Here is a 21026-nt window from a genome sequence, read left to right on the forward strand (position 1 = left end):
GCCTGCCTGATGCAACTCTTTCAGAAGGAGAAACGCTATGAACTTCAAGATCAGTGGACACCACTTGGACATCACGCCCCCGCTGCGTGAGTACGTGGAAACGAAACTGGAGCGTATCGTCAGGCATTTCGATCAAGTCATTGGCGTAAGTGTGCTGCTATCTGTCGACAATACAAAAGAAAAGGACCGGCGGCAGTACGCGGAAATCAATCTACATCTCAAGGGCAAGGACATCTTTGTCGAAGCGCATCACGAAGACCTGTATGCCGCTATCGACGCGCTAGTCGACAAGCTCGACCGGCAGGTGATTCGCCACAAGGATCGCGTGCAAAGCCACGACCGCGAAGCGGTCAAGTATCAATTGGCCGCAGCGCAGATGCAGCAATGACCGTGCCTGGCGGCCCACCTAGGGGGCCGTCGGTGTCAGTCCCTTGAAACCAGAACAAGCCGCGCCCGATGCGCGGCTTTTTTGCGCGCATTTTTGTGCCGTTCTTCCGCCTTTACGGCCGGTATCGAATCACGCAAGGGGATTCCGCAAGGCCACGCTCCCGGTGTATGCTGTGCAATACATAAGCAATAGCGCGGCAATTTTTCCGTGCGCGCGGCACCGCTTCCGCGCATCGGCTATTGCAATGCACAAGGCGGGGGCGGGCCTGCTCTATAATGGCCAGACGCCCGACACCGGCATGGGATAACCGGTGAAACGAGGGCACGAGCCTTTCTATCCCCTTTGCCTGGTGCGGCCCTCTCCTGGCCACGGGCCTGCTTACTAGAAAAACCTGCGCATTCCACATGAATCGTTTGGCTAAATTGCTGCCACCCGGCAACATCAACCTCGACGTCAGCGTCACCAGCAAGAAGCGGGTGTTCGAACAGGCCGGGCTCCTCTTCGAGAACAACCATGGCGTAGCGCGCGCTACCGTGACCGACAACCTGTTCGCCCGCGAATCGCTGGGCTCGACCGGCCTCGGAGCCGGGGTTGCCATTCCGCACGGTCGCATCAAGGGCCTCAAGCAGCCCCTGGCCGCCTTCATGCGCCTGGGCGAGCCGATCCCCTTCGAGTCGCCTGACGGCAAGCCGGTGTCGCTGCTGATCTTCCTGCTCGTGCCCGAACAGGCTACCCAGCAGCACCTGGAGATCCTTTCCGAGATTGCCCAGCTGCTGTCCGACCGCGAAATGCGCGAAGGACTCGCTACCCTGCCCACTCCCGATGCCGTGCACCAGTTGCTGACGCAATGGCATCCCTGACCCGCCGGGGCAAGCCCTGCCCGGCCAACAGGGCCGTTGCCTCCCCGGCCTGAAAGCCTGTCCCCCGAAAGCACCGCATGGAACTCACTGGCGTCACCTCGCAGTCGATCTTCGACGACAACGCAGCCGACATCAAACTCTCCTGGGTCGCTGGCCTGGAAGGGGCCGACCGGGCCTTCGACGTTGAGTTCGCGCGTGAAGCCACGTCCGCCGCCGATCTCGTCGGGCACTTGAACCTGATCCACCCGAACCGGATCCAGGTGCTCGGCAAACCCGAAATCACCTATTACCAGCGTCTCGACGACGAAATGCGCAAACGCCAGATGGGCGAGCTGATCCTGCTCGAGCCGCCCTTCCTGGTGATCGCGGACGGCATGGAGCCACCCCCCGACCTGGAACTGCGCTGCACGCGCTCGTCCACGCCCCTGTTCACCACGCCGGTATCCTCGGCCGCGGTCATCGACCACCTGCGGCTCTATCTGTCGCGGATTTCCGCGCCGCGCGTGACCATGCACGGCGTGTTCCTCGACATCCTCGGCATGGGCGTGCTGATCATGGGCGAGTCGGGTCTGGGCAAGAGCGAACTAGGCCTGGAACTGATCTCGCGCGGACACGGACTGGTGGCCGACGATGCGGTGGACTTCGTGCGCCTGGGGCCTGACTTCATCGAAGGCCGCTGCCCGCCGCTGCTGCAGAACCTGCTCGAAGTGCGCGGACTGGGCCTGCTCGACATCAAGACCATCTTCGGCGAGACTGCGGTGCGCCGGAAAATGAAGATGAAGCTGGTGGTGCAGCTGGTGCGGCGCAACGATGGCGAGTTCGAGCGCCTGCCGCTGGATTCCCAATACCTCGACGTGCTTGGCCTGCCGATCCACATGGTCAAGATCCAGGTGGCGGCCGGCCGAAATCTCGCCGTGCTGGTCGAGGCCGCCGTGCGCAACACTATCCTGCGCCTGCGCGGCATCGATACGCTGCGTGATTTCATGGACCGCCAGCGTGCCGCGATGCAGGCCGATGTCGCTTCGCGGGGCCAGGGCCGCCTGCTCTGACAAGCGGTTTCTGCGCCACTTCTCATTTGCTTACATTGCTGCCGCGCACTGGCGTCAACGTTTTCCACAGCCAGGAGAGCAAGCATGAAGAAGGGCGACGAGCGCAAGGCATTCATGAAGGAATGCCTGTCCAAGTAACAAGGGTCGCCCTTTCGTGGACGCATGTGCAAATGGCGAACTCCGGTTCGTCATTTTTTATGAGGCCTGCCCGTCACGATACCGTCATGACGGCGTCATCGCCTGATGTTATGCTTGTGACGCTATGCGCATCATACTTATCACCGGAATTTCCGGCTCCGGCAAATCCGTCGCCCTGAACGTACTGGAAGACGCAGGCTATTACTGCGTCGACAACCTGCCGGCCCAGTTCATCCCGGAACTGGCGCGCTACCTGGCCGCCCAGGGCTATACCCACCTCGGGGTCGCCACCGATATCCGCAGCCGCGAATCGCTGGACCAGTTGCCCGGCACGCTGCGCGACCTCGCCGCGGAGCACGAGGTCCGCGTGGTCTTCCTGACGGCCAATACCGATGCGCTGGTACAGCGCTACTCCGAGACTCGCCGGCGGCACCCGCTGTCGATGCGTGTCGACAAGGCCGGCCTGCCCGCCGCCACGGGCGACGATGCGGGCAATGCACCCGATGCCGATGCGCCGCTCAACGACACTTCGCTGATCGAAGCGATCGAGATGGAGCGCGAGTTGCTCAGTCCCCTGGCGGAGGCCGCGCACCGCATCGATACCAGCAATGTGCGCACCAACACCCTGCGCGCGTGGATCAAGGAGTTCGTGCGGGACGACGACCTGCGGCTCACGCTGCTGTTCGAATCGTTCGGCTTCAAGCACGGCGTGCCCAGCGACGCGGACATGGTGTTCGATGTGCGCTCGCTGCCGAATCCTTACTACGACCTCGCGCTGCGGCCGCTGACCGGGCGCGACGAGCCGGTGATCGATTTCCTGCAGAGCCAGCCGATGGTGCTGGCGATGGCCGAGGATATCCGCGCCTACGTCGAAAAGTGGCTGCCGAGTTTCATCGCCGACAACCGCAGCTACCTGACCGTGGCCATCGGCTGCACCGGCGGCCAGCATCGTTCGGTGTACATCGCCGAAAGACTTGCCAACTATTTCCGCGCGCATGGTAATGTGCTGGTGAGACACCGCGAGCTCGCGCCGGGCGGCTGACATGCCGCGACGCCAGGCTCCGCGGTCCCCGCCCGGGCCGCCGGTGTCCGGCATCGCTGCCCGGGCGCAACCTTTGCTGGCTCAGCATGTCCTCACGCGCCACGCCCACCGCTCCCGGCCCGTCGACCTCGCCGTCCTCATCCGCTACGCCGGCGCCGCCCCGGCTGGATAGCCTGCCGCTGTTTCCGCTGCACACCGTTCTGTTCCCCGATGGCCTGCTGCCACTGCGCGTGTTCGAGGCGCGCTACGTGGACATGGTGCGTGCCTGCATGCGCGACCGCACACCCTTCGGCGTGTGCCTGATCGCCAGCGGCAGCGAGGTCGCGCATCCCGGCGAGCCCACCATGCCGGAGACGGTCGGCTGCCTCGCGGATATCGTCGATTGCAATATGGAGCAGCTCGGCGTGCTGCTGATCAGTACGCGCGGGCGGCAGCGCTTCCAGCTGCTCAGCCACAGCGTGCGCGAAGACGGCCTGATGGTGGGCCAGGCCAGATTGCTGCCTGCGGACATCATCGACTGCAAGCTCGAATTGCTGGGCGAATGCCTGACCGTGCTACGCCGCATCGTCAGCTCTCTGCACGCCGAGCATCCCGGCAAGCTGCCCTTCAGCGAGCCTTTCCTGTGGGACGACCCGAGCTGGGTGGCGAACCGCCTGTGCGAACTGCTGCCGGTACCGCTCAAGGCGAAGCAGATGCTGATGGCCCTGCCCGATGCGGGGATGCGGATCGAGATCGTCCACAAATACATGCACCAACACCACATCCTCTAGGAAGGTTCAGGAAGGTTCAGGAAGGGACGAGCAAATCTGCTGCGCAAGCGGTGTCAGGCACTGTGGTGCTCGCCGTACCCATCTACGGCCGCGCTCCTCGCACCTCCACCTGCCACTCGCTGCGATTTCTTCACCCTTGCTGACCCACCCTTAGAACAAGCCTCCCCGCGCTTGCGTTTCCAGCAGCTTGCGTACCGGTGCGGGAGTGCCGACTTCATCCAGGTCGTCGAGCGAGATCCAGCGCAGCGCCGGGCCGTCGCCGCTATCGCGCACGGCCAGCGCGCCGCTCATGTCGACGCGGATGGCGCGGATGAGCAGGCGAAAGTGGGTGAAGACGTGGGTGAGCTCGCCGACCATCGCGGCACGGTCCGGGGTTCCGAATTCGCGGGCGCGTTCGAGCGCTGCGTCTTCGGCCTGCTCGGCATCGAAGGGCACGGTGTCGACCGGCATTTCAGGCAGGCTCCACAATCCACCCCAGATGCCGCTGTCCGGGCGCAGCGCCAGCAGGACCTCGCGGCCGCGCCGCACCAGCAGCATCACGGTGCTGCGCTCGGGGATGGCGGCGCGCGGCTTGGGCGTGGGCAGCACGGCAGTCAGGCCGTCGCGGCGTGCCACGCAGTCCGCCGACAGCGGGCACGACTGCGCCGCGCCCAGGCATGCAGGCTTGCCGCGCGAGCAGACGGTGGCGCCGAGATCCATCAGGCCCTGGGTGTAGGACACCATATCCTCGGACTGCGCAGGGCCCTCGGCCGGCAACACTTCGCCCGCCAGCTGCCACATGCGGGTCTCGACCGCCTTGACGCCGGGATGTCCGTGAATGCCGAAGAACCTGGCGAACACGCGCTTGACGTTGCCATCCAGGATCGGCGATCGCACGCCGGCGCTGAACGCGGCCACCGCGGCCGCGGTGGAGCGGCCGATGCCGGGCAGCGTCACCAGTACCTCCGGATCGCTCGGGAACGCGCCGCCGTGCTCGCTCATCACGGCCTTGGCGCAGCGATGCAGGTTGCGCGCGCGCGAGTAATAGCCGAGCCCGGCCCACAGGGCCATCACCTCATCGGCGCTCGCGGCGGCAAGCGCGGCGACCGTGGGAAGGCGGCTTACAAAACGCTGGAAGTACTCGATCACCGCGCTGACCTGGGTCTGCTGCAGCATGATCTCGGACAGCCAGATGCGATAGGGATCGCGTGTGTTCTGCCACGGCAGGTCGTGGCGCCCGTGCACGCGCTGCCACGCCACCACGCGGGCGGCAAAGTCGGCGCACGGCGGGGCTACGGCGGCGGGGGTATCAACAGGCAGGGCGGCGGACTTGCGGGGCATCGGAGACGTGACGGGAAAGGCGGCGGCGCCGGGAGCGGCGGCGCGTCATGATACCGCCTCCCGCGCCACGGCCCCGCCGTGCCTGTGCCCTGCCTCAGGCCGCAACCGCCCGCGCCGGGGCGGCGCTGCCCTCCGAGCCCAGGATCTGCCCGGCGAACGATTCGATCCGTCCGCTGCGGTCGTCAAGGCCGTTGAGCACTTCCTCGAGCTGCGCGATGCGGCTCTCGAGCGTGTCGGTGGCTTCGTGGATGCGCTCGATCGAATCGACCCGGCGGCGCAACTGCTTCTGGTGCTCGCGCACCTGCGCCTCCAGCGGCGTCATCACCGACTTGAGCCAGATCTCGATATCGCGGTTGAGGTCGCGGAAGGTCTCCAGCACGCGGCTGGAGATGGTGGAGAACGCGCTCTGCACCAGCTGCGGGCGCGAACGCGTCAGCATGCTCATGGCGCCGAAGTGCGTATTGGCCAGCGTCAGCGTCAGCTGCAGTTCGCTGATATAGCGCGCGGTGACGAACTGGATCGGCGCCGGCAGCGTGAATCCATGCTCCGCATTGAAGCGGCGGTACATGCTTTCGGTGAGCTGATGGAGCTGGACGATCTTCTGGTCGGCCTCGCTCACCAGTTCGCCGAGCCGCGCGAACAGGCTGTCCATGTCTTCGCGCAGGCCGCGCGAGAAGAACCTTTCCTTCATCTGCTCGCGCCGGTCGCGCATGGTGCGACGCACGTCGCGCAGCTGCAGGCTCTTGATGATGTCGGCGCTGTGCCGCCCGAACACCAGCCGCAGGGCCTGGAACTTGGCGATGCTCTGCTCGAACTCTTCCTTCTCGGACTGCACGCGCGAGAGCATGTGCTTGACCATTGCGTGGTTCTTGCCGCGCAGGCCGCGCAGCTCGAACAACTGCTCGACGATGCTGCGGCGGCGGCTTTGCAGCAGCTGCTGCGCGCCGCGCGCCATCTCCTCCACGGAGCGCTGCACCTGGTCGGCGACGATCTCGCGCCGCTGCGGGATCAACTGGTCCGACAGCACGTGTTCGAACTGCGGCAGGCCGCTGCGCGCAAGCAGGTCGTCGTCGTGCGTCACCTTGGCGACCAGCCCCTTCTGCGCCGACACCGGATAGACGCGCGATTCGTCGATGCCCAGCACCTGCGCGCTGGTGGTGACCTGGCGCGTGATCTCCGCCGCGGTCTCGGACGGCGTCTTGAGCGGGTCCCACAGGCCGTCGATCTTGTTGAGCACCGCCAGGCAACCCTTGCGGTGGCCGGCGCTGACATGGCTGCGCCAGAGCTCGAGGTCGCTCTTGGTCACGCCCGCGTCGGCTGCGAGCATGAACACCACCACATGCGCATCCGGGATCAGGCGCAGCGTCAGCTCCGGCTCGGTACCGATGGCGTTCAGCCCCGGCGTGTCGAGGATCACCAGGCCCTGGCGCAGCAGCGGATGCGGGAAGTTGATCACCGCATGGCGCCAGCGCGAAATCTCCACCATGCCGTCGGCGTCGAGCGCGTACGCGGCGTCGGGGTCCTTGTCGTTGTACAGGCCCAGCGATTCGGCCATCTCGCGCGTGACGCGGCTGGTCTCGATCACGTGGCGGAAGGCGGCGAGCATGCCGTCGGGCGACGACGGATCGAGCGGCACGGTATGCCAGTGCGAATCGACGTCGAGGAAGTCGGCGGTGGAGGCTTCCTGCATGCGCGTCTCGATCGGCAGCAGGCGTATGCAGGGCGCCTCGCTCTCGTCGTAGCGCAGCTCGGTCGGGCACATGGTGGTGCGCCCGGCCGACGACGGCAGGATGCGCCGGCCGTAGTCGGCAAAGAAGATGGCGTTGATCAGTTCGCTCTTGCCGCGCGAGAACTCAGCAATGAAGGCAACCTTGAGCCGGTCACTCTTGAGCACACCCTGGATGCGCTGCACGCGTTCGTCGGCCTGCGCATCGTAGAGATCGTGCTGCTGCAGCCACGAGCGGAATTCAGCCAGGGAATCGAGTACCCCGGTTCTCCAGGCACCGTATTGTTCGAATTGATGGGCGAGGGTTGTCATTGGTACTGGGATCTTGAGCGCTGAGCCCCGCGGCAGCGCCAGGTGCCACGCGCAGGAATCTACGCCGGCTCGCGCCAGGACGGGGGCTGTGGATGCTGTAACACTTTTTTACGTTCTCGACGATACAGGTTTCCCAAGCACTTTTGTGAAATTCGAAGCGCCTGTGCGCGCCCGGTGTTGCGCCGGCCCATCGGGCGCGCGCAACATATTCCGGAAGGTAACAAAACGCCACTTCTGCGTGGCGTTGCTCCGCGCGCCCTGCCGCGGCGAGCCGCAAGCCGTTCAACGCTGGCAGGTCGGGCAATAGAAGGTGGAGCGCTGCCCCTGGACGATCTGGCGGATGGTGGTGCCGCATACCCGGCATGGATGACCGGCGCGGTCGTACACGGCGCAGTCCAGCTGGAAGTAGCCGCTGCTGCCGTCGCTGCCGACGAAGTCGCGCAGGGTGCTGCCGCCGCGCTCGATGGCGCGTGCGAGCGTGTCCCGCACGGCCGCCGCGAGCCGCTCGCAGCGCGCCAGCGACAGCCGGCCGGCCGGCGTGGTGGGACGGATGCCGGCGGCGAACAGGCTTTCCGACGCGTAGATATTGCCCACGCCGACCACGATGTCGCCGGCCAGCAGCACCGTCTTGATGGCTGCGCTGCGCCCGCGGCCGTGGCGATAGAGCCAGCTCCCGTCGAAACGCTCGTCGAACGGCTCGATGCCGAGCCCGCGCAGCAGCGGATGCGTGTTCAGCGCGGCCTCTTCGAGCGGGCTCCACAGCACCGCACCAAAACGGCGCGGATCGCGAAAGCGCAGCACGAGCGAGTCAGCCCCGCCCGGCGCAAGCGGGTCGGCAAGGACCAGGTCGAGATGATCGTGCGCCCCCGGCGAGGGCGCCTGCGGCAGCACACGCAAGGTACCGGTCATGCCAAGGTGGATCAGCAGCCAGCCGCGGTCGCCGGCGGGCGCCGGGGCAACTGCGTGCGCTCCTGCGTGCTCCGCCGCCAAAGTACTGTCCGCGGCGGCGCGCACGCATTCCAGCAGCAGGTACTTGCCGCGCCGCTCGATGCGCGCGATCACGCGTCCGGCCAGTTGCGCCTCCAGGCCGGCTTCCACCGGCCAGCGCAAGCCGCGATGACGAACCACCACCTCGGCGATGCGCCGTCCCACCACATGCGGCAGCAAGCCGCGCCGGGTCACTTCGACCTCCGGCAACTCAGGCATCGAACCTCTCCCTTGCGCGCCACTCAAACCGCCAGAGACCCCATGTACGCTGGCGCCATGCGGACAAGCAAGGCATTGTAGCGGCAGGCTACAATGCCTTTAACTTTCCCATTGCATTTGCGCTTTTGCGTGCTGGAGCACCCCCCCACATGCCGGACCGCCTGGACCGTATCACGATGACCACCGCTGACTCCACCCTTATCCGGCGGCCCCTGCGTCACAGGCTCGCGGCTACCGCTGCGGCCGCGCTTGCGGTCTGTGCCCTGGCGCCGCTCGCCGGCCATGCTGCGCCCGCCGAGGGCAAGCGGCCGCTCACGCTGGCGGCGGAGGCCGCACCCGCGCCCATCCGCTCCAGCCCCTTGCCGCCCAGGATGCCGCTGCCGGCCGTGTCGCTGACCGGCGATATCCTGTACCGCGTGCTGGCCGCGGAAATCTCCGTGCAGCGCGGGGTGATCGGCCCGGCGTACCAGACCTACATGGAACTGGCCCGCAATACGCTCGACCCGCGCTTCGCGCAACGCGCCACCGAGATTGCGTTCAATGCACGCAGCGCGCAGCAGGCGCTGGATGCCGCGCGGCTGTGGACCGAACTCGCGCCGACCTCGGCCGGTGCGCGCCAGGTGCTGTCCACCCTGCTGGTGCTGAGCGCCAAGTGGGACGAGGCCGAGCCCCTGCTCGCGCTGCAGCTCAATGGCGTGCCGCCGAGCCACCGGCCGGAGGCAGTCCTGCAGATGCAGCAGCAATTGTCGCGCACCAGCGATCCCGCCGGCGCCGCGGCCCTGCTGCAGCGCCTGGTGGCCGACGATATGCGCTCGGCCGAAACCCACCTGGCACTGGCCCGGGCCAAGGAAGCCGCCAGCGATATCCCCGGCGCCCTCGCCGAACTCGACGAGGCGCAGCGCATCCGGCCAGACTACGAAGCCGCGGCGCTGATGGCTGCCGAACTGCGCGCGGATACCGCACCGGACCAGGCCATCGCCGGCCTGAAGTCGTTCGTCAGCAAGGCGCCGGCTTCGGTCAACGGGCACATCACGCTGGCTCGCCTGTACCTGCTGCAGAATGACCTGCCATCCGCGCGCGCCGAGTTCGAGACGCTGCGCAAGATCGCACCGAAGGATCCGCGCGTGCCGCTCGCGCTCGGGCTGACCAGCCTGCAGTCCAAGCGCTACGACGAGGCCGAGCAATACCTCAAGGAGTACCTGCAGCTGGCCGAGCAGGTGCCCTCGGCGAGCCCGGATATCGCCTACCAGTACCTCGCACAGATCGCCGAGGAAAAGAAGGACTACCCGGCCGCGGTGGCCTGGCTCGACCGGATCGACGACAGCCGCCTGGCGCCCGCCGCCGCCGTGAAGCGCGCGCAGCTGCTGGGCCGCATGGGCAAGCTCGACGATGCCCAAGCGGTCTTCAACGACATGCTGGCCGATGCCGAGGATATTGCCGAGCCCGACCAGCGCGCCCAGCGCATGACCGCGATCCGCCAGGCCGAGGTCGGCATGCTGATCGACGCCAAGGCCTACGACCGTGCCCGCAAGGTGCTGGAAGAACGCTCCGCGGCCGAGCCCGAGAACCCGGACTGGGTCTACGAGCTGGCCATGCTCGACGAGCGCGAGAAGCGCTACGACAGCATGGAGAAGCTGCTGCGCCGGGTGATCGCCATGCAGCCCGAGCAGAAGCAAGGCTACAACGCGCTCGGCTATTCGCTGGCGGACCGCAACGTGCGCCTGCCCGAAGCCCTGCAATTGCTGGAAAAAGCCTCGGCGCTGGGCCCGGACGATCCCTACATCATGGATAGCCTGGCCTGGGTCAAGTTCCGCCTCGGCCAGCTCCAGCCGGCGGCCGAACTGCTGCGCAACGCCTACGCCAAGGCGCCCGAGGCCGAAATCGGCGCCCACCTGGGCGAGGTCCTGTGGCAACTCGGCCAGCAAGACGAAGCGCGCAAGACCTGGACCGAGGCCGCCAAGATCGAGCCCGACAACGTGATCCTGATCGACACCCTGCGCCGCTACAACGTGCCGGTCTCCGCGCTGTCCAAGTAAGCCCTCGATCACCTTCCTTTCCGTCCAGCTTTCGATAATCCGCACCCTGTCCTCCCGGCCCGCGCCGGGAGGATGGCCCGGCGCCCGCGGTGGCGCCGCGGGCGCAAGATGCCTATGCCCATTTCCCGACGCCTAGCCCTGCTGGGCCTGACCGCGCCCCTGTGGCTCGCGGCCTGTGCCAGCATCACTCCCACGCGCCAGTTCGATGCCGGCGAGACCGCCCAGGTGCACGACCTCAAAGGCCGCTTTGCCGCCAACTACGTGCGCTACGGCCGCGAGGAAGGCGTGCAGGGCAGCTTCCAGTGGCACGAGCAGGGCCGCAACGTGCGGCTCGACCTGATCTCGCCGCTGGGCCAGACCCTGGCCGTGGTGACCTCCACGCCTTCGGGCGCCACGCTCGACCTGCCCAACCAGGCGCCGCGCAACGCCCCCGAAGTGGATAGCTTGCTGGAACAAGCCCTGGGCTTTTCGCTGCCGGTGGCCGGCATGCGCGACTGGCTGCACGCCAGGCCCGCGCCGGGCAGCCCCTCGCGCACCACCCGCGACGACAGCGGGCGCCTCGCCACGCTGGCGCAGAACGGCTGGACCGTGCGCTATGTCGCCTGGCAGGAGTCGGCCGCGCAGCAGCCGCGCCGCATCGACCTGGCACGCGACGGCGACAGCAGCCCGCTGTCGGTGCGCCTTGTGATCGACCCGGAGCAAGCCCAATGAATACCGCACGCGTCCTGCCCCCTCCCGAACTGCGCAACTGCCCCGCGCCCGCCAAGCTCAATCTCTTCCTGCATGTGACCGGGCGCCGTCCCGACGGCTATCACACGCTGCAAACCGTGTTCCAGCTGGTGGACTGGAGCGACACGCTGGACTTCCGCCGCCGCGACGACGGCCGCATCGAGCGCGTGACCGACGTGCCCGGCGTGCCGGCGGACTCCGACCTGATCGTGCGCGCGGCGCGCGCGCTGCAGCAGGCCAGCGGCACCGCCTTCGGCGCCGACATCGCCATCGACAAGCGCCTGCCGATGGGCGGAGGCATCGGCGGCGGCTCGTCGGACGCGGCCACCACGCTGATGGCCCTGAACCACCTGTGGGGACTCGGCCTGGGGCGCGAGGAACTCAAGCGCATCGGGCTGGCGCTGGGCGCCGACGTACCGTTTTTCCTGCACGGGGAGAACGCCTTCGCGCAGGGCATCGGCGAAGAACTGGCCACGGTGGAACTGCCCGACAGCTGGTTCGTGATCGTCCATCCGCGCCAGCACGTCCCTACTCCAGAAATTTTTTCGGACAAACTGTTGACAAGGGATACGCCCCTCTCCATAATTGCGGTCTTCGCTGCTTGCACAAACAAATTCGCTTTCGGTCGCAACGATCTGGAAACGATAGCAACAGCGAAGTTCGGCGAAGTTGCCCGAGCCCTTGAATGGCTGAGACAATTCAGTCCCCATGCAAGGATGACCGGTTCCGGAGCCTGCGTGTTTGCACGGTTTGATGACGAGCAGACAGCGCAGCAGGTACTAGACCGGTTGCCTCCCGGATGGGATGGCAAGTGTGCGCGGAGTTTATCGCGCCACCCGCTCGCAGCACTCGCTTAGAAAGTTTTTCGTTCGGCGTCACGCTGGCTGTATGTGACGATGGACGGACCCGGTTGTGTAGGGGAGTCGCCAAGTTGGTCAAGGCACCGGATTTTGATTCCGGCATTCGAAGGTTCGAATCCTTCTTCCCCTGCCATTACATTCCTATAGTGTCCTAACGGACCTGCACGAAAAAGCTGCCGGCACTAGCCGGCAGCAATCTTTCCCCCCTCCAGCAGCAAGACAGGTGCACCGAATGAGCAGCGAAGGCTTGATGGTTTTTACCGGCAACGCCAACCCCAAACTCGCGGAGGCTGTCGTGCAGCACCTCGGCATCCCGCTCGGGAAAGCCCAGGTCGGCCGGTTCTCCGACGGCGAAGTCCAAGTTGAAATCCAGGAAAACGTTCGCGGCAAGCACGTCATCGTGCTGCAGTCCACCTGCGCGCCGACCAACGATAACCTGATGGAACTGATGGTGATGGTCGATGCGCTCAAGCGCGCCTCGGCACGCAGCATCACCGCGGCCATGCCGTACTTCGGCTATGCCCGCCAGGACCGCCGCCCGCGTTCGGCGCGCGTCGCGATCTCGGCCAAGGTAGTGGCCAACATGCTGGAAGTCGCCGGTGTCGAGCGCGTCCTGACCATGGACCTCCACGCCGACCAGATCCAGGGCTTCTTCGATATTCCCGTCGACAACATCTACGCTTCCCCGGTCCTGCTGGGCGACCTGCGCGAGAAGAACTACGGCGATCTGCTGGTGGTCTCGCCGGACGTCGGCGGCGTGGTGCGCGCCCGTGCGCTGGCCAAGCAGCTGAACTGCGACCTGGCCATCATCGACAAGCGTCGCCCCAAGGCCAATGTGGCCGAGGTGATGAACATCATCGGTGAAGTCGACGGCCGCAATTGCGTGATCATGGACGACRTGATCGACACCGGTGGCACGCTGTGCAAGGCGGCCCAGGTGCTCAAGGAGCGCGGCGCGCTGAAGGTCTTCGCGTATTGCACCCACCCGGTGCTGTCGGGCGGCGCGGCTGCCCGCATCGCGGACTCCGAACTGGACGAAGTGGTGGTGTGCGACACCATTCCGCTGCGCGACGACGCCATCCAGTCCGGCAAGATCCGCCAGCTCTCGACCGCTTCGCTGCTGGCCGAGACCTTCACGCGGATCGTGAAGGGCGACTCGATCATGTCGCTGTTTGCGGATTCTTGATAGAATCCAAGGCTTTACTGCGGTAGGCCAGGGCGAATCAGCCTTTGCGTGCCGCTTCATCGGGCTGTCTGGTCGCGGACAGCCCTCTTACATTTGGAGTCATCATGAAAGTAGTAGCTTTCGAGCGTAGCGTACAGGGAACGGGTGCGAGCCGCCGCCTGCGCAATGCCGGCAAGACCCCGGGCATCATCTACGGCGGCGCCGCCGAACCCAAGATGATCGAACTGGATCACAACGCACTGTTCCACGCCCTGAAGAAGGAAGCGTTCCACTCGTCGATCCTCGACCTGGAAGTGGAAGGCAAGGCTGAGAAGGCCCTGCTGCGTGCGTTCCAGATGCACCCGTTCAAGCCGCTGGTCCTGCACGTCGACTTCCAGCGCGTGTCGGCAGCGGACAAGATCCACGTCAAGGTGCCCCTGCACTTCATGAACCAGGAAAACGCCCCCGGCGTGAAGCTGGGCCATGGCATCGTCAACCACATCCTGAACGAACTGGAAGTGTCGTGCCTGCCGGCCGACCTGCCCGAGTTCATCGAAGTGGACCTGGCCAGCGCAGAACTGGGCCAGACCCTGCACCTGTCGGACGTGAAGCTGCCGAAGGGTGTGAGCGCCATCACCCACGGCGACGAAAACCCCGCCATCGCCAGCATCTCGCTGCCGGCCGGCGGCGTGTCGGAAGCCAAGGAAGGCGGCGAAACGCCTGCTGCCTGAGTTGCCTGAACGCAGCCTGCTGGCTGCGTGGCAGCGACCGCAAGAAGAAGCCGCCGGCGTGTCCGGCGGCTTTTTTTCGCTCGCCGGTTTGCGAGCGGTTTCGCGTATGCTTGGCCTCTGGCCGCCCTCACCCAAGTAGTGCAACGCATGATCAAACTCATCGTCGGCCTCGGCAATCCCGGGGCGGAATACGAAGCCACCCGCCACAATGCCGGCTTCTGGCTGGTCGACCAGCTGGCCCGCATGGGCGGCGTCACGCTGCGCGTGGAAGGCCGCTTCCACGGCCTGGCGGCGCGCGCGCGCCTGTGGGACCAGGAGATCTGGCTGCTCAAGCCGTCCACCTTCATGAACCGCTCCGGGCTGGCGGTGGTGTCGCTGGCGCGCTTCTACAAGATCCTGCCGGACGAGATCCTGGTGGCCCATGACGAGATGGACATGCCGCCCGGCACCGTCAAGCTCAAGCGCGGCGGCGGCGCCGGCGGCCACAACGGCCTGAAGGACATCGCCGCGCACCTGACCACGCAGGACTACTGGCGGCTGCGCCTCGGCGTGGGGCATCCGCGCAATGCCCCCGGCGGCGCCGGCGGCCGCGAGGACGTGGTCAACTATGTGCTCAAGCCACCGCGTCGCGAGGAGCAGCAAGCCATCGACGAAGCCATCGACCGCTGCATCGCACCGCTATCGCTGCTGGCCAGGGGCGAGAGCGAGCGCGCCATGCTCGAGCTGCACACGGGACGCTAGGCTCCGGACGCACCGCAGCCGGCGCCAGACAAAAAAAACCCCGCCACCTCCCGGTGTCGGGGTTTTTTGCTGCCAGCCTGGCAAGCCGCCTCAGGCGACCCGCTTGGCCGCCGTCAGCAGGCGGTAGCGCTCCATCAGCGTATCCCGCGATTCGATCCGTGCCGGATCGTGCGGGATGCAAGCCACGGGGCAGACCTGCTGGCATTGCGGTTCATCGAAGTGTCCGACGCATTCCGTACATTTGCCGGGGTCGATCTCATAGATCTCGGGCCCCATCGAAATGGCTTCGTTCGGGCACTCCGGCTCACAAACGTCGCAATTGATGCAGTCGTCGGTGATCATCAGTGCCATACAATTTCCTTGACCTGGACATGTGCCGCGCCCGACTGGCCGCGGTTCGCATGTCGCAAGCCTCTATTCTATTCCGCTTTGCCGATCTTCTCCTGAAGCCAGCGCTCCACCGAAGGAAACACGAACTTGCTGACGTCGCCGCCCAGCACCGCGATCTCGCGCACGAAGGTGCCGGAGATGAACTGGTACTGGTCCGACGGTGTCAGGAACATGGTCTCCACATCGGGCAACAGGTAGCGGTTCATGCCCGCCATCTGGAACTCGTACTCGAAGTCGGAGACCGCGCGCAGGCCCCGCACGATCACCCGTGCGTTGTTCTTGCGGACGAAATCCTTGAGCAGGCCGGAGAAGCCTTCCACGCGCACGTTGGGATAGTGGCCCAGTACTTCACGGGCGATTCCGATGCGTTCTTCCAGTGCAAAGAATGGGCGCTTGTTGGGGCTCTGCGCCACGCCGACCACGAGCTCATCGAAGATATTGGACGCTCTGCGCACCAGATCCTCGTGGCCCCGGGTCATTGGATCGAAAGTGCCGGGGTAGACCGCGACGACCATGCTTCCTCCTTGTTCTGCCCGTTGCCGGTCCTGGATGGACCGCTTGGCCCCGCCCGCTATGGTGAGGGCTGGAGCCAAGGCTGCGTGACGAGCGTTGGCGACAGCGGCGTAGTGTAACCCTAAAAGCGGCACTTGGAAGCCGCCGGATGATGGTTTCGCGGCGGTGCCGCATCTAGCGTGCGATGGCCGGTCACGCCGCGCCGGCCCGCGCGGATCAGTTCGTCTTGTGCTGCAGCAAATGGAAGTGCACGGCGCCGGCGCGGGCATGCCGCACGATCTCCAGCGCGGCCGGCACTGGCGCGTCGGGTCCGATCAGGGCCCGGTCCGTTTCCACGTAGACCGCGCCACCCGGGCGCGACAGCCTGGCCGCATGCTCCAGCGCCGGGCCGAGCCAGTCTTGCGCGAAGGGAGGATCCAGGAAGACCACATCGAAGCTCGAGGCCGGCATCTGCGCCGCTGTTGCGAAAGCATCACCCTGCACGATGCGGATCTGCTGGGCATCCAGCCTGTACTGGTTGTCTCGCAACTGTTTCGCCACACGCGGATTGGATTCCACCATGGTGACCTGCATCGCCCCGCGCGAAGCGGCTTCGAAGCCGAGTGCGCCGGAGCCGGCAAACAGGTCGAGACAGGCCATCCCGGACATGTCCTGGCCGAGCCAGTTGAACAGGGTCTCGCGCACGCGGTCGGGGGTGGGACGCAGGCCTTCGGCATCGAGCACAGGCAGCGGCGTGCGCTTCCACCTGCCGCCGATGATGCGGACCTGGGTGGGCGAGCGCCGCGCCGCAGGAGCTAAGGATGGCCCGCCGGCGGCGGGCGAAGGAGATCGGGTACGCGAATTCATGCCGTGATTGTAGAGCCTGCGGACGCCGACCGCGCGCCGCATCTCGGAGCGAGCCTCACTCCGGCCCGCCCACGATCACGGTCGCCATGGCATCCGGATGCACATGGCGCTGGAAAGCGTCCTTCACCTGGCTGCGCGTCACCTTGCCGATCTGCGCGGTCCAGGTGTCCAGGTAGTCCAGCGGCAGGCCGTACCAGCCGATATTGGCCACATTGGTCAGCAGCTTGCGGTTGCTGTCGATACGCAGCGGAAAGCCGTTGACGAGATTGTCCCTGGCGGCCTTGAGCTCGGCGTCGGTCGGACCTTCCGCGACATATTGCGCGAGCACCTTGCGCACCAGCGCCAGCGCTTCGTTGGTCTGCTCCTTCTTGGTCTGCAGGCCGATGCCGAAGGGGCCGGCCTGCTTGGCCGGGGCAAAGTAGCTGTCCACGCCATAGGTCAGGCCGCGCTTCTCGCGCACCTCGTCGGTCAGGCGCGAGCTGAAGCCGCCGCCGCCGAGCACGTAGTTGCCCACCAGCAGCGGGAAATAGTCCGGGTCGCCGCGGGCGATGGCGGGCTGGCCGATCGCCACCGTGGCCTGCTGCGCCGGATGAGGCACACGCTGCTCGCTGGCCGCGATCTTGAGCTGAACCTGCGGCATGGCTGGCGGCGTGGCGCCGGGCGGCAGGCCGCGCGTGAGCTGCTCGGCGATGGTCTCGGCCTGCTTGCGATCGATCGCGCCGATCAGCGTCACGACGGCGCGCGACGCGGCGAAATTGTCGCGCCAGAAACGCTCGAGATCGGCCCGCGTGATGGACTCCACCGAGGCCACCGTGGCCGCAACGCCATAGGGGTGCGCCGGGTAGATCGCGCGCGACACCATCTTGTCGGCAATCACGCCTGGCTTGGTGTCGGCTTCGCGGATGGCGGTGATCAGGCGCTGCTTCTCGCGCGCGACCACGGCATCCGGATAGGCCGGCGCCTTGATCAGCTGCGCGGCGAGCGCCAGCGACTGGCTCAGCTCCGGCTCGCTGGTGAGCGTGCGCAGGCCGATGCCGCCGCGGTCGCCGCTGGCGGCGCCGCCGAAATCGGCGCCGGTATCGGCGAAGGCGTCTGCCACCTGCGCCTCGTTGCGGGCAGGCTGGCCGTCCTGCGCCGCCGCGCCCTTGTCGAGCAGGGCCGAAGTGAGCGTGGCCAGGCCCGCCTTGCCGGGCGGGTCATAGCGGCTGCCAGCGTCGAAATCCATGTTGACGTCCAGCATGGGTATGGACGGGCTGCGCACGAAGTAGACGCGCGCGCCGGTGGATGTGGTCCACTGCTCGATCGGGATGGCCGCCAGCGCGGCCTGCGAGGCAAGCATGACCAGCGCGCCGCAAGCCACGCCCGCAAGGCGGCGCAGCAGGCGCGGCGACGGAATCGTCGGGGCAAAGAGAGGCATCTTCGGTCCTCTTGGAAACTCAGCGCAGCGCACCGGCGTCGACCGGTGCCTGCTTCTTGTTGGGATCGATCGGCTGGGGCAGCAGCGTCGCCACAGTCAGGTTGTCGTCGCTGAAATACTTTGCTGCCACCGCCTGCACCTGGGCCGGCGTTACCTCCTTGATGCGCTCCAGCATGCGGTCGAGCTTGCGCCAGGAAATGCCCGAGATCTCCGACACGCCGATCTCCATGCCTTGCCCGAACACGGAGTCGCGCTTGTAGATCTGCGCGGCCACCACCTGCGCCTTGACGCGCTTGAGCTCCTCGGGCGAGACGCCCTCGCGCGCGATGCGGGCGATTTCGTCGCGCAGCGCGCGCTCGATCTCCTCGGTGGTATGTCCGGCGGCCGGGGTGCCGTCGAGCACGATGATGGATTCGGCGCGGTTGACGCTGTCGTAGCCGACGTTGACGTCGTCGGCCAGGCGCCGCTCGCGCACCAGGTCGCGCGTCAGGCGCGCATTGTCATAGCCGTTGAGCACGGCCGACAGGACTTCCAGCGCGTAGGGATCGACATCCTTGTCGACATCGTGCAGGCGCGGCACCTTGTACGCCATCACCACGTAGGGGTTCTCGGCCGGCGCCTTGACCCAGACCCGCTTGACGCCCTTCTGCAGCGGTTCGAGCTGCGTCTTGCGCAGCGGCAGCGCGCGCGGCTTGAGCTTGCCATAGGTGCGCTCGGCCAGTTTCCTGACTTCGGCCGCGGTGACATCGCCGGTGACGATCAGCAGCGCGTTGTTGGGCACGTACCAGTCGCGGTACCAGGCCTGCACGTCTTCCACGCGCATGTTGACGAGGTCGTCCATCCAGCCGATCACCGGGTGGCGATAAGGCGCCGCGGTAAATACCGTAGCCAGCAGCTGCTCGTAGACGGTGCCGCGCGCGGAGTCATCGGTGCGCAGGCGGCGCTCTTCCATCACCACCTTCATCTCGCGCTCGAACTCATCCTTCTTGATGATGAGGTTGGCCATGCGGTCGGCCTCCAGCTCCATCATGCGCGGCAGGTACTGCTTGCTGATCTGCTGGTAGTAGAGCGTGAAGTCGCGGTTGGTCATGGCGTTCTCGCGCCCGCCCAGCGCGGCGATCTGCTTGGAGAATTCGCCTGGGCCGACCTTGGGCGTGCCCTTGAACATCATGTGTTCGAGCATGTGCGCCACGCCGGTGGTGCCGCTGACCTCGTCCATGCCACCGGTGCGATACCAGATCTGGTGGGCCACGGTGGGCGCGCGATGGTCTTCCTTGACGATCACCCGCATGCCGTTGGACAGCGTGAATTCGGTGGTGGCCGCATCGGCTGCCGCGCTCTGCGAGGCGGTGGCCTGGCCGGTCGGCAGGGGCGGCGCCACCACGCCGGTCTGCGCGTAGGCCGCGCCAAACCAGGGCAGGGTGCTGATCAGCAGGACGGGAAGGAGGCGCCGGGCAAAAGCGCCGGCGCGGCTGGCACCGGCACCGGCGGCCGGCGATGCGGCACGGGCGGTGCCCGGCCTGGAGCTGACAGCACAATGGTTCATGCGACCCCGTCTGCTAGAATTTTGGCGATTGATTCTACCGGGGTATTGACCCCTTTCCCAATGTTTAGTTTCTGGAAGAAGCGCAAGGCCGAGCCGGCCGGTGCGCCAGTCGAGGCGCCAAGCCCCGCGCCCGCGGCCGCACCGGCCCCGGTAACGGCGCCCGCGCCGACCCCGAATGCAGCCCCGGTGGCGGCTCCGGTGGCCCCTGCGCTACCCGTGGCGGCCCCCGCCCCGGCGCCGGTTCCCATGCCGGCGGCAAGGCTGCCCGAGCCACCCGCTGGCGAGGAAATGGTCCTGACACCGCCTCCGGCCGCCAGCCAGGAGGCCAGGCGTGGCTGGGTACAGCGCCTGCGCACGGGGCTGTCCAAGACCAGCCGCAACCTGGGCACGCTGTTCGTCGGCGTGAAGGTCGACGAAGCCCTGTTCGAGGAGCTGGAAACCGCGCTGCTGATGGCTGACGCGGGAGTTGAGGCCACCGAATACCTGCTGGGCGAGCTGCGCCGGCGCGTCAAGAGCGAGCGTATCGAGACCTCCGAAGGCGTCAAGACTGCGCTGCGCGAGCTGCTCACCAACCTGCTGCGCCCGCTCGAGAAGACCATGGAGCTGGGGCGCGAACAGCCAATGGTGATGATGATCGCGGGCGTCAACGGCGCCGGCAAGACCACCAGCATCGGCAAGCTCTGCAAGCATTTCCAGAGCTACGGGCAGTCCGTGCTGCTGGCCGCGGGCGACACCTTCCGCGCCGCCGCGCGCGAACAGCTGACGATCTGGGGAGAACGCAACAACGTGACGGTCGTCTCGCAGGAGAGCGGCGACCCGGCCGCCGTGATCTTCGACGCGGTCAACGCGGCGCGCGCGCGCGGGATCGATATCGTGATGGCCGATACCGCCGGACGCCTGCCGACGCAGCTGCACCTGATGGAGGAGCTCAAGAAGGTCAAGCGCGTAATCGCCAAGGCCATGCCGAGCGCGCCCCACGAATCGCTGCTGGTGATCGACGCCAACACCGGGCAGAACGCACTGGCGCAGGTCAAGGCGTTCGACGACGCGCTGAATCTCACCGGGCTGATCGTGACCAAGCTCGACGGCACCGCCAAGGGCGGCATCCTCGCCGCGATCGCGCGGCAGCGCCCGGTGCCGGTCTACTTCATCGGCGTGGGCGAGAAGGTCGAGGACCTGCAGCCGTTCAGGGCCGACGAGTTCGCGGAAGCCCTGCTGGGCTGAACACCCGCGCCGGCGGA

At 66.6% G+C, this 21026-nt stretch carries 21 protein-coding genes and 1 tRNA gene; 14 read left to right on the top strand and 8 right to left on the bottom strand.

Translation table 11 applies throughout. From position 1 onward, the window contains the following. Window positions 1-37 precede the first annotated feature (37 nt). The 6 genes from hpf to AB4Z48_RS09740 all read left to right on the top strand — a co-directional run bounded on the left by hpf (window position 38) and on the right by AB4Z48_RS09740 (window position 4247). On the top strand, window positions 38-388 hold the full coding sequence (gene hpf / locus AB4Z48_RS09715) for a ribosome hibernation-promoting factor, HPF/YfiA family (RefSeq protein ID WP_441613712.1): 351 nt from the start codon (window positions 38-40) through the stop codon (window positions 386-388). 404 nt (window positions 389-792) lie between these two features. Then, on the top strand, window positions 793-1248 hold the full coding sequence (ptsN, locus tag AB4Z48_RS09720) for a PTS IIA-like nitrogen regulatory protein PtsN (protein WP_441613713.1): 456 nt from the start codon (window positions 793-795) through the stop codon (window positions 1246-1248). 77 nt (window positions 1249-1325) lie between these two features. Next, window positions 1326-2297, top strand: coding sequence for an HPr(Ser) kinase/phosphatase (hprK, locus tag AB4Z48_RS09725; protein ID WP_017230420.1), 972 nt, complete (start codon window positions 1326-1328; stop codon window positions 2295-2297). A 48-nt stretch (window positions 2298-2345) separates the two neighbouring features. Continuing rightward, on the top strand, window positions 2346-2435 hold the full coding sequence (locus tag AB4Z48_RS09730; protein ID WP_441613823.1) for a PsiF family protein: 90 nt from the start codon (window positions 2346-2348) through the stop codon (window positions 2433-2435). A 124-nt stretch (window positions 2436-2559) separates the two neighbouring features. After that, a complete protein-coding gene (gene rapZ / locus AB4Z48_RS09735; RefSeq protein ID WP_441613714.1) occupies window positions 2560-3477 on the top strand; it encodes an RNase adapter RapZ in 918 nt (305 codons plus the stop codon). A gap of 86 nt (window positions 3478-3563) precedes the next feature. Next, window positions 3564-4247 carry an LON peptidase substrate-binding domain-containing protein gene (locus AB4Z48_RS09740; RefSeq protein WP_441613715.1) on the top strand — a complete coding sequence of 228 codons (684 nt, stop codon included), beginning with the start codon at window positions 3564-3566 and terminating at the stop codon, window positions 4245-4247. Window positions 4248-4397: 150 nt separating this feature from the next. Here AB4Z48_RS09740 and mutY read toward each other — a convergent pair whose 3' ends face one another. From mutY to mutM, 3 genes are all read right to left on the bottom strand, one after another. Then, entirely contained in the window at window positions 4398-5567 is a 1170-nt protein-coding gene (gene mutY, locus AB4Z48_RS09745) for an A/G-specific adenine glycosylase (RefSeq protein ID WP_441613716.1), read from the bottom strand. Between the two features lie 94 nt (window positions 5568-5661). Then, window positions 5662-7605: a dynamin family protein gene (locus AB4Z48_RS09750; protein WP_441613717.1), complete on the bottom strand. Its 1944-nt coding sequence runs from the start codon at window positions 7603-7605 to the stop codon at window positions 5662-5664. A 282-nt stretch (window positions 7606-7887) separates the two neighbouring features. After that, window positions 7888-8811, bottom strand: coding sequence for a bifunctional DNA-formamidopyrimidine glycosylase/DNA-(apurinic or apyrimidinic site) lyase (gene mutM / locus AB4Z48_RS09755; RefSeq protein ID WP_441613718.1), 924 nt, complete (start codon window positions 8809-8811; stop codon window positions 7888-7890). A gap of 176 nt (window positions 8812-8987) precedes the next feature. On the opposite strand from mutM, the gene AB4Z48_RS09760 reads away from it, so the two are divergent. From AB4Z48_RS09760 to pth, 7 genes are all read left to right on the top strand, one after another. Continuing rightward, complete coding sequence (locus AB4Z48_RS09760) at window positions 8988-10847, top strand: tetratricopeptide repeat protein (RefSeq protein ID WP_441613719.1); 1860 nt, start codon at window positions 8988-8990, stop codon at window positions 10845-10847. Between the two features lie 114 nt (window positions 10848-10961). Beyond that, a complete protein-coding gene (lolB, locus tag AB4Z48_RS09765; RefSeq protein ID WP_441613720.1) occupies window positions 10962-11558 on the top strand; it encodes a lipoprotein insertase outer membrane protein LolB in 597 nt (198 codons plus the stop codon). Further along, window positions 11555-12433 (top strand): 4-(cytidine 5'-diphospho)-2-C-methyl-D-erythritol kinase, encoded by an 879-nt coding sequence (gene ispE, locus AB4Z48_RS09770; RefSeq protein WP_441613721.1) that lies wholly within the window; start codon window positions 11555-11557, stop codon window positions 12431-12433. The genes lolB and ispE overlap by 4 nt, the downstream gene beginning before the upstream one ends. Before the next feature lie 59 nt (window positions 12434-12492). Next, window positions 12493-12569: transfer RNA gene (locus AB4Z48_RS09775), tRNA-Gln, on the top strand. A gap of 99 nt (window positions 12570-12668) precedes the next feature. Further along, entirely contained in the window at window positions 12669-13622 is a 954-nt protein-coding gene (locus AB4Z48_RS09780; RefSeq protein ID WP_441613722.1) for a ribose-phosphate pyrophosphokinase, read from the top strand. Window positions 13623-13726: 104 nt separating this feature from the next. After that, window positions 13727-14332, top strand: coding sequence for a 50S ribosomal protein L25/general stress protein Ctc (locus AB4Z48_RS09785; RefSeq protein ID WP_441613723.1), 606 nt, complete (start codon window positions 13727-13729; stop codon window positions 14330-14332). 147 nt (window positions 14333-14479) lie between these two features. Next, the gene (gene pth / locus AB4Z48_RS09790) at window positions 14480-15073 is read left to right on the top strand and encodes an aminoacyl-tRNA hydrolase (protein WP_441613724.1); all 594 of its coding nucleotides are present in this window, start codon (window positions 14480-14482) and stop codon (window positions 15071-15073) included. 90 nt (window positions 15074-15163) lie between these two features. Here pth and AB4Z48_RS09795 read toward each other — a convergent pair whose 3' ends face one another. The 5 genes from AB4Z48_RS09795 to AB4Z48_RS09815 all read right to left on the bottom strand — a co-directional run bounded on the left by AB4Z48_RS09795 (window position 15164) and on the right by AB4Z48_RS09815 (window position 19785). After that, window positions 15164-15424 carry a YfhL family 4Fe-4S dicluster ferredoxin gene (locus tag AB4Z48_RS09795; protein WP_441613725.1) on the bottom strand — a complete coding sequence of 87 codons (261 nt, stop codon included), beginning with the start codon at window positions 15422-15424 and terminating at the stop codon, window positions 15164-15166. Between the two features lie 68 nt (window positions 15425-15492). Continuing rightward, window positions 15493-15978 (bottom strand): pantetheine-phosphate adenylyltransferase, encoded by a 486-nt coding sequence (gene coaD / locus AB4Z48_RS09800; protein WP_441613726.1) that lies wholly within the window; start codon window positions 15976-15978, stop codon window positions 15493-15495. 214 nt (window positions 15979-16192) lie between these two features. Next, entirely contained in the window at window positions 16193-16822 is a 630-nt protein-coding gene (gene rsmD, locus AB4Z48_RS09805; RefSeq protein ID WP_441613727.1) for a 16S rRNA (guanine(966)-N(2))-methyltransferase RsmD, read from the bottom strand. A gap of 55 nt (window positions 16823-16877) precedes the next feature. Continuing rightward, window positions 16878-18239 (bottom strand): M16 family metallopeptidase, encoded by a 1362-nt coding sequence (locus AB4Z48_RS09810; RefSeq protein ID WP_441613728.1) that lies wholly within the window; start codon window positions 18237-18239, stop codon window positions 16878-16880. A 19-nt stretch (window positions 18240-18258) separates the two neighbouring features. Beyond that, window positions 18259-19785 carry a M16 family metallopeptidase gene (locus AB4Z48_RS09815; RefSeq protein ID WP_441613729.1) on the bottom strand — a complete coding sequence of 509 codons (1527 nt, stop codon included), beginning with the start codon at window positions 19783-19785 and terminating at the stop codon, window positions 18259-18261. Window positions 19786-19845: 60 nt separating this feature from the next. Between AB4Z48_RS09815 and ftsY the strand changes: the two genes are divergently transcribed. Then, window positions 19846-21009, top strand: coding sequence for a signal recognition particle-docking protein FtsY (ftsY, locus tag AB4Z48_RS09820; RefSeq protein WP_441613730.1), 1164 nt, complete (start codon window positions 19846-19848; stop codon window positions 21007-21009). Window positions 21010-21026 lie beyond the last annotated feature (17 nt).

Origin of the sequence: Cupriavidus sp. 2TAF22, from assembly GCF_052115045.1 — a bacterium.
Taxonomy (GTDB): Bacteria; Pseudomonadota; Gammaproteobacteria; order Burkholderiales; family Burkholderiaceae; genus Cupriavidus.

Bases quoted from the DNA above. Each gene is read 5' to 3' on its own strand.
- mutM (WP_441613718.1), bottom strand. From the start codon at position 8,811: ATGCCTGAGTTGCCGGAGGTCGAAGTGACCCGGCGCGGCTTGCTGCCG.
- rapZ (WP_441613714.1), top strand. From the start codon at position 2,560: ATGCGCATCATACTTATCACCGGAATTTCCGGCTCCGGCAAATCCGTC.
- hpf (WP_441613712.1), top strand. From the start codon at position 38: ATGAACTTCAAGATCAGTGGACACCACTTGGACATCACGCCCCCGCTG.
- rsmD (WP_441613727.1), bottom strand. From the start codon at position 16,822: ATGAATTCGCGTACCCGATCTCCTTCGCCCGCCGCCGGCGGGCCATCC.
- AB4Z48_RS09760 (WP_441613719.1), top strand. From the start codon at position 8,988: ATGACCACCGCTGACTCCACCCTTATCCGGCGGCCCCTGCGTCACAGG.
- pth (WP_441613724.1), top strand. From the start codon at position 14,480: ATGATCAAACTCATCGTCGGCCTCGGCAATCCCGGGGCGGAATACGAA.
- AB4Z48_RS09795 (WP_441613725.1), bottom strand. From the start codon at position 15,424: ATGGCACTGATGATCACCGACGACTGCATCAATTGCGACGTTTGTGAG.
- ispE (WP_441613721.1), top strand. From the start codon at position 11,555: ATGAATACCGCACGCGTCCTGCCCCCTCCCGAACTGCGCAACTGCCCC.
- AB4Z48_RS09750 (WP_441613717.1), bottom strand. From the start codon at position 7,605: ATGACAACCCTCGCCCATCAATTCGAACAATACGGTGCCTGGAGAACC.
- AB4Z48_RS09740 (WP_441613715.1), top strand. From the start codon at position 3,564: ATGTCCTCACGCGCCACGCCCACCGCTCCCGGCCCGTCGACCTCGCCG.
- mutY (WP_441613716.1), bottom strand. From the start codon at position 5,567: ATGCCCCGCAAGTCCGCCGCCCTGCCTGTTGATACCCCCGCCGCCGTA.
- ftsY (WP_441613730.1), top strand. From the start codon at position 19,846: ATGTTTAGTTTCTGGAAGAAGCGCAAGGCCGAGCCGGCCGGTGCGCCA.
- coaD (WP_441613726.1), bottom strand. From the start codon at position 15,978: ATGGTCGTCGCGGTCTACCCCGGCACTTTCGATCCAATGACCCGGGGC.
- AB4Z48_RS09810 (WP_441613728.1), bottom strand. From the start codon at position 18,239: ATGCCTCTCTTTGCCCCGACGATTCCGTCGCCGCGCCTGCTGCGCCGC.
- AB4Z48_RS09785 (WP_441613723.1), top strand. From the start codon at position 13,727: ATGAAAGTAGTAGCTTTCGAGCGTAGCGTACAGGGAACGGGTGCGAGC.
- hprK (WP_017230420.1), top strand. From the start codon at position 1,326: ATGGAACTCACTGGCGTCACCTCGCAGTCGATCTTCGACGACAACGCA.
- AB4Z48_RS09815 (WP_441613729.1), bottom strand. From the start codon at position 19,785: ATGAACCATTGTGCTGTCAGCTCCAGGCCGGGCACCGCCCGTGCCGCA.
- lolB (WP_441613720.1), top strand. From the start codon at position 10,962: ATGCCCATTTCCCGACGCCTAGCCCTGCTGGGCCTGACCGCGCCCCTG.
- ptsN (WP_441613713.1), top strand. From the start codon at position 793: ATGAATCGTTTGGCTAAATTGCTGCCACCCGGCAACATCAACCTCGAC.